Source organism: Psychrobacillus sp. NEAU-3TGS, from assembly GCF_029955155.1.
In the GTDB taxonomy this organism is placed as follows: Bacteria; Bacillota; Bacilli; order Bacillales_A; family Planococcaceae; genus Psychrobacillus.
The window spans coordinates 330,118-341,637 of the sequence record NZ_JAPNOZ010000006.1; the positions used below are offsets into that span (position 1 = coordinate 330,118).

10 protein-coding genes, 9 tRNA genes and 1 other annotated feature (1 of these 20 only partly in view) are annotated in these 11,520 nt (G+C 35.3%); of the genes, 5 read left to right on the forward strand and 14 right to left on the reverse strand.

From position 1 onward, the window contains the following. Positions 1-129: a binding site (T-box leader), on the reverse strand (it extends 89 nt beyond the left edge of the window). A 184-nt stretch (positions 130-313) separates the two neighbouring features. Beyond that, the gene (locus OR571_RS06480) at positions 314-685 is read left to right on the forward strand and encodes a VOC family protein (RefSeq protein WP_282242047.1); all 372 of its coding nucleotides are present in this window, start codon (positions 314-316) and stop codon (positions 683-685) included. A gap of 307 nt (positions 686-992) precedes the next feature. Here the strand turns inward: OR571_RS06480 and OR571_RS06485 are convergent, their stop codons facing one another. The 5 genes from OR571_RS06485 to OR571_RS06505 form a co-directional block, all read right to left on the reverse strand. Next, entirely contained in the window at positions 993-1,136 is a 144-nt protein-coding gene (locus OR571_RS06485) for a hypothetical protein (RefSeq protein ID WP_282242048.1), read from the reverse strand. Positions 1,137-1,681: 545 nt separating this feature from the next. Then, positions 1,682-2,989: an aminotransferase family protein gene (locus tag OR571_RS06490; RefSeq protein WP_282242049.1), complete on the reverse strand. Its 1,308-nt coding sequence runs from the start codon at positions 2,987-2,989 to the stop codon at positions 1,682-1,684. A 24-nt stretch (positions 2,990-3,013) separates the two neighbouring features. After that, on the reverse strand, positions 3,014-4,435 hold the full coding sequence (locus OR571_RS06495; RefSeq protein ID WP_282242050.1) for an NAD-dependent succinate-semialdehyde dehydrogenase: 1,422 nt from the start codon (positions 4,433-4,435) through the stop codon (positions 3,014-3,016). A 24-nt stretch (positions 4,436-4,459) separates the two neighbouring features. Then, positions 4,460-5,125, reverse strand: a complete 666-nt coding sequence (locus OR571_RS06500) for a GntR family transcriptional regulator (RefSeq protein ID WP_282242051.1) — start codon at positions 5,123-5,125, stop codon at positions 4,460-4,462. A 103-nt stretch (positions 5,126-5,228) separates the two neighbouring features. Next, positions 5,229-6,254, reverse strand: coding sequence for a 2-hydroxyacid dehydrogenase (locus OR571_RS06505; RefSeq protein WP_481900367.1), 1,026 nt, complete (start codon positions 6,252-6,254; stop codon positions 5,229-5,231). Positions 6,255-6,451: 197 nt separating this feature from the next. Here OR571_RS06505 and OR571_RS06510 point away from each other — a divergent pair, with 197 nt between their 5' ends. From OR571_RS06510 to OR571_RS06525, 4 genes are all read left to right on the forward strand, one after another. Further along, positions 6,452-7,219, forward strand: coding sequence for a fumarylacetoacetate hydrolase family protein (locus OR571_RS06510; RefSeq protein WP_282242053.1), 768 nt, complete (start codon positions 6,452-6,454; stop codon positions 7,217-7,219). 100 nt (positions 7,220-7,319) lie between these two features. Then, positions 7,320-8,375, forward strand: coding sequence for a TRAP transporter substrate-binding protein (locus tag OR571_RS06515; protein WP_282242054.1), 1,056 nt, complete (start codon positions 7,320-7,322; stop codon positions 8,373-8,375). A 102-nt stretch (positions 8,376-8,477) separates the two neighbouring features. Continuing rightward, positions 8,478-8,978 carry a TRAP transporter small permease gene (locus OR571_RS06520; RefSeq protein ID WP_282242055.1) on the forward strand — a complete coding sequence of 167 codons (501 nt, stop codon included), beginning with the start codon at positions 8,478-8,480 and terminating at the stop codon, positions 8,976-8,978. A 19-nt stretch (positions 8,979-8,997) separates the two neighbouring features. Next, a complete protein-coding gene (locus OR571_RS06525; RefSeq protein ID WP_282242056.1) occupies positions 8,998-10,290 on the forward strand; it encodes a TRAP transporter large permease in 1,293 nt (430 codons plus the stop codon). Positions 10,291-10,660: 370 nt separating this feature from the next. Here the strand turns inward: OR571_RS06525 and OR571_RS06530 are convergent. The 9 genes from OR571_RS06530 to OR571_RS06570 all read right to left on the reverse strand — a co-directional run bounded on the left by OR571_RS06530 (position 10,661) and on the right by OR571_RS06570 (position 11,444). Further along, a tRNA-Leu gene (locus OR571_RS06530) sits at positions 10,661-10,743 on the reverse strand. A 33-nt stretch (positions 10,744-10,776) separates the two neighbouring features. Then, a tRNA-Cys gene (locus OR571_RS06535) sits at positions 10,777-10,850 on the reverse strand. A gap of 11 nt (positions 10,851-10,861) precedes the next feature. Then, positions 10,862-10,936, reverse strand: a tRNA-Gly gene (locus tag OR571_RS06540). Between the two features lie 7 nt (positions 10,937-10,943). Then, positions 10,944-11,015 (reverse strand) — tRNA-Gln (locus tag OR571_RS06545). Position 11,016: 1 nt separating this feature from the next. Next, positions 11,017-11,092: transfer RNA gene (locus tag OR571_RS06550), tRNA-His, on the reverse strand. A gap of 24 nt (positions 11,093-11,116) precedes the next feature. Then, positions 11,117-11,190, reverse strand: a tRNA-Trp gene (locus OR571_RS06555). Between the two features lie 6 nt (positions 11,191-11,196). Then, positions 11,197-11,280 (reverse strand) — tRNA-Tyr (locus tag OR571_RS06560). Positions 11,281-11,285: 5 nt separating this feature from the next. Beyond that, positions 11,286-11,361: transfer RNA gene (locus OR571_RS06565), tRNA-Thr, on the reverse strand. 7 nt (positions 11,362-11,368) lie between these two features. Continuing rightward, positions 11,369-11,444: transfer RNA gene (locus OR571_RS06570), tRNA-Phe, on the reverse strand. Positions 11,445-11,520: the final 76 nt, after the last annotated feature.

The following is an 11,520-nucleotide window of genomic DNA, read 5'->3' on the forward strand; positions in this document are numbered from 1 at the left end:
ACGACTCGGTTATGTTTGCATAACATCTCCGTGGTAGGTTTCAACAAGAAGCGGTGATATAGCTCTCAGCAAGCTGCTATATTTTCTGTTTCACAATTCTTATTTACTTGGCCACATCAAAGATTGTATATACTTAATAATATACCAAATAGATGAATTTAATACAATCTCCATTCTTACTTCATGGAACCACTAGCGTAGTTATTCCCATGGAGCCATCAGGGTTATGATACTCTTCTATTTTCTGGTGCTTGTATAATTTCGTTTACTCTCTTATACTTATTAATAATTCTGACTAAAGGGCGGTTATGATATGAATTTAGGAGCATTTTCTGTAAGTTTAAAAGTAAAAGACATAAATATATCAAAAACATTTTACGAAAATCTCGGTTTTCAAGCTATGGGAGGAGATATTACACAAAATTGGCTTATCATGAAAAATGATAATTGTATAATTGGTCTCTTCCAAGGTATGTTTGAAAATAATATTCTTACTTTTAATCCTGGATGGAATAGTAATGCAGAAAATCTTGAGGCGTTTACAGATGTTCGAGAACTTCAAAAACAGCTGAAAGAAAAAGGAATAAAAATACTGCAAGAAGCGGATGAAACTACAGAAGGACCTGCATATTTTACAATTGAAGATCCAGATGGTAATCAGATTCTGTTAGATCAGCATAGATAATGAAAGCGGTATAGACTATAACACGAACTCATACTAATATAATAAAGTTAAAGCAGGTTCATTTAGTTGAACCTGCCTTTTATTGTTTCCCCATTCAACTAAATGTTCAGGCTAATATCCTATCCTCTCCATCTTGGTTTAAGCTCAATTCACTATTAGCTCTCTAATACATTTATTAACGAAAACGACTCGATTATGGCTGACATAATCGAGTCGTTTTAGGCTTGATTAAAAAGCGTCGATATAGCTCTCAACAAACTGCAATATATTCCTGTTTTAATGTCCTCATCAAATTTGTATCAGGAATTTATACACAATTCTTTGTAGGAAGATTCTTTTCCTTATCCATTTCAAAGTTTATCGTCATTGCTTTTTTATACGCTTCTGCTTTAGAGGAAGCATTTACTTCTATAATTTTACCATTCATAATGAAGTTATATTTTTTGATCATTTTTAGGTCCCCCATTTTACTTATATTTTTCTACTACGTCGGCTCACTCTGAAATACCTTTCACCTAGCCAACTTCTATATTATTAACTTCCCTGTTTTCGTTTTTATTAAACAATTAACTAATAAATTTCTCTGAATGACCATTAAACGAAGAACCCTTTGTCGAAAGAAATTAACGATTAGAGCTCAATAAAATATCTATTTTCCTTTTCTATGACCTCAGACCCGACGGATTTGTATAGATTTAATGCTGTTTCATTCTCTGTATCTACCATTTCCTCTTCCAAATTATTCATCTTCTAATATTCCCAATGTAAATCTAGCATCACCAAGTTAGCAGATTCAAATTGTCTTTTTAGATCTCTATTCATCGTATATAGTTGAAGAAAGTAATTGTTTTAGTTCCAATGCTCGATTATATAGTTTTTCATATATCAGCATGATAGGTGATAAATAATAGTTAATAAAAATCATCCAGATAATGAGCACATGCAACTCTGGGGAATAACACAAAACAGGTTGGCATAAATGCCAACCTGCGCGTACTATTTTACTGCTTTAATAGATTCATTGACAATTGTAATCATATCATCCATTTGATTTTTCGTTATTATAAGTGGTGGAGCGAATGCAAGAGTATCTTGCCCGTCGTAAATAACAGAACGGCATATTAATCCTTTTTCAAGGGCTTTTGCAACTATTTTAGGTCCGATTGGTTCAGCAGATTTTGAAGCTTTTTCTAGACTAATCGCTCCTAGTAACCCGATTCCACGAACATTGTCTACATTATCATTTTGTTCTTTAATCCACTCAAAACCTTCAAGCATTTGTTTTCCAACGATATTAACATTATCCATTAGATTTTCGTTCTTAATAATTTCTAAATTTTTGAGTGCAACAGCAGCTGCAGTCGGATGACCACTATACGTATACCCATGCCAGAAGTTTCCTTCCGTTTTTTCAATGATATCATTATGAAGTCTTTCGGAAAGAATCATCCCCCCTAATGGCGCGTACCCACTCGTTATACCTTTAGCCATTGTAATAATGTCAGGAATCACACCGAATCGTTCAATACCGAAATTGGTTCCTAGACGACCGAAACCACAAATCACTTCATCTGCAATAAATAAGATATTATTTTCGTCACAAATTTCTCTAACTGCTTGGAAATATCCTTCGGGAGGAAGATTTACCCCACCAGATCCTTGAACCGGCTCTGAAATATATGCAGCAATCGTATCAGCACCCTCTTTAGCAATCAGTTCTTTCAATGATTCTACTGAACTATCGACATAGTGGAAATCGGGAGCAATTGACGTTGTAAACGTATGAAATTGTTCAATACCCGTTGCACTTGTAGCTCCCATTGCAACGCCATGATAAGAAAGTTTTCTAGATATAATTTTCTTTTTTTCTGGTAGACCTTTAATTTTCCAATAATGACGAACAGTTTTAAAAGCAGTATCATTAGATTCCGATCCTCCAGAAGTAAAGAATGTCGCATTTAAATCTCCAGGTGTCCATTTTGCAATTTCAGCAGCAAGTCTTATAACGGGTTCATGGCTCCAGTTATTAAAAGTAGAAGTGAATGCTAGTTTTTCCATTTGGTTTTTTGCGACTTCTGCAAGTTCTTTGCGCCCATGTCCAATGTTTACATTCCATAGGGAAGAAAGACTGTCGATTAATTTTCTTCCTTCTACATCCTTCAAATAAATCCCATCACCTTCAGTAAAAATAAATGTTGGACCATCCTCTTGAAGTTGTTTCATATTAGATGTCGGATGAATAAAATGCTTTTTGTCTAACTCCACTAACTCTTCTTTTAAACTTTTCCCGTGTGTTATTGACATATTTCTTCTCCCCCTAATATATGTTTAGATTCCGATCGATACATATTGTATTTCTAGAAAATCATCCATCCCTTGATGACCGCCTTCGCGGCCAAGCCCACTTTCTTTCATGCCCCCAAAGGGAGCTTGCACAGCAGAAGGCGCTCCGTCATTCCAACCGATAATTCCATAATCTAATCTTTCAATAATTTTTGTACCTTGCGAAATATTTTCTGTAAAGACATATGCCGCTAAACCATATGGTGTATCATTTGCTAATTTAATTGCTTCCTCAATGCTCTCAAATTTTTGGATTGGAGCAACTGGACCAAATGTTTCTTCACGCATAATTAACATATTTTCATTTGCATCTTTAATGATTGTTGGCAAATAGTAATTCCCTTTTTCTTCTGGCTGGCCGCCACCCACAATTACTGTAGCACCATTTTTTTCAGCATCTTGGACATGTTCAGCGACTTTTTCCACGGCAGCCTGATTAATTAACGGACCGATATTTACACCACTTTCCATCCCATTACCTACTTTAAGTTCCTTTACTCGAGCGGCAAAGACATCGATGAACTGTTCATAGATTTTAGACTGTACATAAACCCGATTAACACAAACACAAGTCTGACCACCATTTCTAAATTTTGAAGCCATGACTCCTTGAACTGCAGTTTCGATATTTGCATCGTTAAGAACAATCATTGGGGCATGACCACCAAGCTCAAGACTTAGCTTTTTCACGGTGTCAGCACCTTGTCGCATTAGAACTTTTCCAACTTCCGTAGAACCCGTGAAGGTAATCTTTTTTACTCGTGGATCTGATAAAAAGACACCACCTATTTCACTAGAAGAACCAGTTACAATATTAATAACTCCCTTTGGAAACCCTGCTTCTTCCGCCAATTCTACAAGTTTAATTGCCGTTAATGGTGTGTCACTTGCTGGCTTTATAACGACTGTACATCCAGCAGCTAAAGCTGGACCCATTTTTCTCGTTAACATGGCAGCTGGGAAATTCCATGGTGTAATTGCAGCAACAACACCAATAGGTTTTTTCCAAACTTGCAGTCGTTTGTTTTTATCATGGCTAGGAATTGTTTCACCATAAATTCGTTTTGCCTGTTCTGCGTACCATTCAATATAGTTCGCAGCATAATGAACTTCACCTTTTGCTTCAGTAAACGGCTTTCCCATTTCTTTTGTCATTAATTCTGCTAATTCTTCCTCATGGTCAATAATTAAATGAAAGTATTTTTTCAGCAGAGCAGCTCGCTCATAAGCTGTCGTGGCAGACCATGATTCAAATACTCGATGTGCTGCTTCCACGGCTGCAAACGCCTCTTCTTTACCGCCTTTTGGGACTTCAGATACTATGTCACCAGTAGCCGGGTTGTAGACCGGAAACTTCTCCAAGTTTTCCCCAGTCCAATTTCCATCAATAAACAATAAGTTTTGCATCCTTATCACCTCTAATAAAGTTAATTAATCATTAATTGTATTTTGGTCATCTGCCAGAAGTTCACCTTCTACATATTCAATATGGATACGGATCTTTTTATCAATTAGTTCAGGGTCCTTCGTTAACATAGTTTCAAATAGTTCTTTTTGTTCTTCATAGAATGACTGGTGGTTAGAATAATATTTATCAAGATTAACAAGAAAAGTTCTTATTTGAACCTGAATGGATTCGTAAATTCTAATAACTCGAGAATTTCCAGATAAATTTACAACGTAACTATGAAACTTCATGTCTAAGTCAAATAAATTGTTCCAATTTTCATTTATTGTATTGATGTTCATATCTTCTAGAATCATCTCTAATTTCTTGATTTGCCCACTGTCAAGTTTTGGAATTGCTTTAACGAAAGCATAAGCTTCTACCATCGTTCGAAGTTCAATTATTTCTCGCCAATCTTTATTAGAAAACGGAGAAATATAAGTGCCTTTTCTTGGCTTACTAATTACCAATTCTTCAAATTCAAGAATTTTCAGTGCATCTCTTATTGTACTCCGACTAACATCGTACTTTTCCGATAAATCATTTTCAATTAACCTTTGGCCAAATTCTAGTTCTTTATTCCAGATACTTTTCCTTATTTCATTTGCTACAAGTTCACCTAAGGACTCTTGTTTGATGGAATCATTCATAATAAATGATATTCCCCCTTAATATTGCCTGAATGAAAAGATCAGCCAGTTAGTCGATTGTCGACAATTAGTTCAAGAGTATATAATTCTATTTTTTTACTTGTCAATTGACTTTTTTACTCACTACTGGCTTAATATTTTCCCAAACGTCCGTATTAATTAAAGAAGGTGGTTTTTCACCATTTAGACCAGCAACGAGATTTTTAGCCGCTAGTTCAGACATTTTCAACTCAGTTTCATAGGTTGAGGAACCAATGTGAGGAAGTGTCACAACATTTTTCATGTTTAATAATGGATTATCATGTTCAACCGGTTCTATTTTAAAAACATCGAGACCAGCTGCGGCAATTTCCCCGTTTTTTAATGATTCAATGAGATCTTTTTCTATAATGGTTTTTCCTCGAGACCCATTGATAAAAATGGCTGACTTTTTCATCAGTTGAAACTCCCTTCGACCAATAAAACCATTTGTTTCCTCCGTTAATGGAGTGATTAGTATAACAAAATCAGATTGTTTAAGTAATTCATCCAAACTACAATAAGTAGCATTATACTTTGCTTCAGCTTCCGGCTTTTTTTTACGAGAATTGTATAAAATCTTCATATCAAATCCAAGGCTTGCACGCTGAGCAATTGCTTGCCCAATTTTCCCCATTCCAATAATCCCCAATGTTTTATGATGCACATCTATGCCATAATGTTCTGATTCTAGTGGATTATTCCATCGTTTTGATTTAACGAAATGGTCTAACTCTGGAATTCGTCTTGCCGTAGCTAATAATAAACCAAATACAGTATCGGCAACAGTATCCGTTAAGACATCTGGTGTATTTGTTGCCATAATGTTCCTATTGGTTAATTCTTCAACATCCAAATTATTATAGCCAACAGAAACATTACTGACGATTTTTAGATTAGGTGCATTTTCTAATAGATCCTTATCAACTACTAAATCTAACCCAATAATCCCTTCCGTTTTTTCTAAGTAATCTAGAAAGACTTTGTCAGTTTTAGTATTTATGTTTTTAAAAAACTTAACGTCATACTTACTTTTTAATTCTTCTAATACTGGTTTCTCCAATCGATTATAGGCAATAATCCTTTTTTGGTCACATAATTCCCTCCATATTTTATTATATTGTCGATAGTCGACAATATGACTACTAAAAAAACTTTAGAAAAGTTCTAGCTGAGAATAAATGTGATTACCCTGAACATAGAGTATTAAAACTATTAATCTGTTACCTGGTTAATATACCTCAATCTACTGTTACCTTTTTATGGGTTATGTAAAAAATCAAAGAAATATGAAAGGAGTTATTTACGATGATAATTAGATTTGAAAATCAAAATAGTAATATATTGTATGGATTATTAAAAGACGGAAAAGTAAAAGTGATTGACGGAGACATTTTTACCAATTTTACTGTGACAGAACAAGAATTAGACATAACAGATTTAAAATTATTACCCCCTACTGAGCCTTCTAAAGTAGTTTGTATTGGCCTTAATTATGTTGATCATGCAAAAGAGGTTAATCTTGAACTACCGAAAGAACCACTTATTTTTCTTAAACCAAACACAACGGTAATTGCTACAGAGGATATAGTTATTTACCCTAAACAAACTAATCATGTTGAATATGAAGCAGAATTAGGAATAGTCATTGGAAAGAAAACTAAAAACATAACGGAAAAAGAATCTAAAGACGCAATTTTGGGTTATACAATCGCAAATGATGTAACAGCACGAGATTTACAATTTTCTGATGGACAGTGGACTAGGGGAAAATCGTTTGATACATTTTGTCCAATTGGCCCAGGTATTGTAAGAGACATCGATCCCAGTAATTTAGATATCACTCTTCATGTTAATGGTGAATTAAAGCAAAGTTCCAATACTGAAAATTTAATTTTCGGAATAGATTATATCGTGAGTTATGTTTCCAAAATAATGACCCTTCTTCCGGGAGATGTAATTATTACAGGAACCCCTTTTGGAGTAGGTCCCGTAAATCCTAAAGATGAAATGGTAGTTCGTATTAAAGGTATTGGCGAATTAAAAAATAAAATTTTGATGTCGACAATCGACTGAAAGGAGCGAAGATATAAAAAAACTAAGACTTTAAGAAGTAATTGAATGGTGTGTTCTTAAAGAAAGTTCCTATCACATTGATAAAGGGGATATGAAGAAATTGAAAAAAAAGTTATTGTTTTTAATTTTAGCTGTTGTTGCATTAACACTAGTAGCGTGTTCTAAAACAAATTCAACGTCAAGTAGTAGTGGCGTTGCTTCAAGTAGTGATAAAAAAATCACCATTATGGCAGCGCATGTTGTCTCTACAGAAACTACTCAACATAAAGCATTTATGGAATTTAAAAGGCTTGTTGAAGAAAGATCTGATGGGAATATCGAAGTAGATATTTATCCTGATGGTCAACTAGGTGGAGAAAGAGAAATGATAGAAAGTACACAAGCAGGTAATATTCAGATGTCTTCTCCTTCAGTTGGAGTACTTGCAAACTTCTCTTCTGCACTACAAATATTTGATTTTCCATTTATTTTTAAAGATTCAAAGACAGCACATGAAGTTGTTGATGGTGAATTTGGACAAGAATTATTGAAAGGATTAGAACAAAGCGGACTTGTTGGATTGAATTATGGTGAACTTGGTTATAGACACTTATCCAACAATAAAGGAGAAATCGTTACACCTAAGGATATTAACGGGCTGAAGATTCGTACGATGGAAGTCCCTATGCATATCGCTTATTGGAAAGAAGTAGGAGCAAATCCAACACCTTTAGCTTTCACTGAAGTGTTTACAGGTTTATCTCAAGGTGTTGTCGATGGAGTTGAAAACGTTCTTGGACTAATCCATTCGGGTAAATTCCACGAGGTTAGTAAGTATATTACAACAACTGGGCATATTTATGATCCTGAAATCTATATTATGAACAAAGATTTCTTTAATAGCCTTTCTAAAGAAAATCAAGAAATAATCCAATCTTCTATAAATGATACGGTTACGTATTTGAGAGAATTAAATAGTTCCATTGATGCAGAGCTAAGAGTTAAGCTCGAAGAAGAAGGTGCTATCTTTAGAGACCTAACTGATGAAGAATATAATGCATGGATTGAAGCTTCCGTGCCTTTTTATGAAAAAAATGCAGATAAAGTGGATAAAGAAAAGCTAATCCAACTACTTGAAGCTACTGGAAACGATAAATTCCTAGATGCAATAAAATAATAATTTCTAGATTAGCACCCAGAAAATTGGCGATTATACCATTATCTAATCACGAAATTCTGGGTGTAATTTAGTTTAAATGTGTTCAAGGAGGCGACTTTAATGAATCTTTATAAACATTTGGATGACCATGTTGAAACGTATTTATCCGCAATTTTATTAATTTTCTTCTCATTTTTATGTATCTTCCAAGTTGTTATGCGTTATATCTTTAATGAGTCATTGACATGGTCCGAGGAATTATCCAGATATGCATTTGTTTGGTTTGTTTATACAAGTGCAGCCTTTGCGGTAAGATATCAGCGACATGTAAAATTTAACTTTTTAGTGAATATACTTCATAAAATTTCTCCAACTTATAGTCAAATCCTTAAAATAATTGCTTTATTTTGTTGGGTAGGTTTTCTAATATTTGTAGATTACTATAGTGTTCAAACAGTTATGAATCAGTTCAACATGGGACAAGTATCACCTGCCAACCAAATTCCAATGTATATTGTATATCTTGGATTACCAATGGGAGCTTTATTAATGACATTTAGAGTTACCCAACATATCGTAAATGGCTTTAAGGAATTGAAAAACATAAAAGAAAGCCATTAATTTTACAGGGGGTGTGAGCATGGCTACTCTAATATTATTTGGAAGTTTTATTATTTTAATGATTCTTAGTGTTCCTATTGCGTTTGCACTAGGTATATCATCCGTTTTAACATTATTCATCACTGAAAAAATGCCACTTCAGTTCATTGCACAAGGAATGTTCACTACAGTAGATTCTTATGCTTTGATGGCAGTTCCACTATTTGTATTCGCAGGATTAATAATGGAACACGGAGGGCTCTCTAGAAGATTGATTGATGTCGCAAAGTCATTTGTTGGTCACCAGACTGGAGGGCTTGCTGGGGTTGCAATTTTGGCTTGTACTGTTTTTGCCGCACTTAGTGGATCTGGTCCTGCAACAGTTGCAGCAATCGGGGGAATTATGATTCCAGCGATGGTAAAAGAAAAGTACGATCCAGGATTCAGTTCAGGAGTAGTTGCTTCCGCTGGAACTCTTGGGATAATTATTCCACCAAGTATACCTTTAATTATTTATGGTATTACAACAAATACTTCTATTGGCGATTTATTCATTGCAGGCATCATACCTGGTTTATTTATCGCAGTGTTACTTTGGTCGATTAGTTATATTATCTCTAAAAAAAGAGGGTTTATTGGATCCGGAAAAAAAGCTACTTGGAAAGAACGCTTTAAGTATATTAATGAAGCAAAATGGACGCTTTTAATGCCAATCGTTGTACTAGGTGGAATTTACGGAGGAATATTTACTCCTACTGAAGCGGCAGGTATTGCAGTAGCATATAGTGCTTTTTTAGGAATTTTTATTTATAAGGAAATAAAACGGGCAGATGCAATTGAATTATTTAAGCAGACAACTTTAATTTCTGGGATAATCCTTATTATTATAGCGACTGCTTCTACTTATGGAAGAATTCTTACAATAGAAAAAATCCCAATATTAATTGCGGAGTTTTTAACATCTCTTCCTGTCGGCTCCTGGGTTATTCTTTCTGCAATTGTTATACTACTTGTGTTTATCGGAATGTTTATGGAAACATTAGCTGGAATTATATTATTAGCCCCTATTTTATTGCCTGTTGTAACAGAATTAGGAATGCATCCTGTGCACTTTGGAATTATCATGATTTTAGCAGCAGAAATTGGCTTTTTAACACCACCGGTTGGGGATAACCTTAACGTTGCTAGTGCTATTAGTGGATTGTCTTTAGAACAAGTTGCTAAAGCGACACTTCCATTTACAATAGCCTTAATCATATTACTATTTGTTTTTATGTTTGCAGAGCCATTTATTATGTTTTTACCAAATTTAATAGGTGGAACAGGCGGTTAATAAAAGCACTAGTGTTTGATATTAATTAAAATATGTAAGTTCTAAACTAAAGTTTTATACTATAGGTAACTTCTTTTGGTAATGTAGTCATCCTTAACTTTTTCGATAATTACACACTTTTGTAAGGAAATATATCTATCAAATCTATTATAATATCTACCTGTTTCGCAAGAAAATAGTTGATGTGCTAAACATGTATTTAGTGTTACATATCCAACGGTATCCTCCAGTATCTTTTATGTTTTCTACCTAAAATCTAATAGCAAAAAGCTGGCCTCTATTATATAAACCAAAAACACCCTTAAATGTTATCAAATCAACATTTGAGGGTGTTTTATTATTTCTTGTATTAACTGGTTTTTAGCTAAGATACCGGTGGTCGGGGTCGAACCGACACATCCAGAGGATACGGGATTTTGAGTCCCGCGCGTCTGCCAATTCCGCCACACCGGCAAAATATAAGTATCAAAGTTTAATTTAAAAAACTGGAGGCGGCAACCGGATTTGAACCGGTGATAAAGGTGTTGCAGACCTGTGCCTTACCACTTGGCTATGCCGCCGGAGGAAATAATGGAGCGGAAGACGAGGTTCGAACTCGCGACCCCCACCTTGGCAAGGTGGTGTTCTACCACTGAACTACTTCCGCAAATAAACTGGGGAACCTGGATTCGAACCAGGGCATGACGGAATCAAAATCCGTTGCCTTACCGCTTGGCTATACCCCAATGGGGCGACTGATGGGAATCGAACCCACGAATGTCGGAATCACAATCCGATGCGTTAACCACTTCGCCACAACCGCCATTATTCAAGTTAACTTATTAATTGGCAGGGGCAGTAGGAATCGAACCCACATCAAAGGTTTTGGAGACCTCTATTCTACCGTTAAACTATGCCCCTAAAAACTGGTGGAGGGGGACGGATTCGAACCGCCGAACCCTAAGGAGCGGATTTACAGTCCGCCGCGTTTAGCCACTTCGCTACCCCTCCAAGAGTGGTGCCGGAGAAAGGACTTGAACCCTCAACCTACTGATTACAAGTCAGTTGCTCTACCAATTGAGCTACTCCGGCTTATTAATGGTGGCTCAGGACGGAATCGAACCGCCGACACAAGGATTTTCAGTCCTTTGCTCTACCGACTGAGCTACTGAGCCTCTTCGATTTACATTAAACATTGCACTTTTTTTAGCTGCTAGTTCATTCTAAATCTTAATCTAATCATTTTAATTA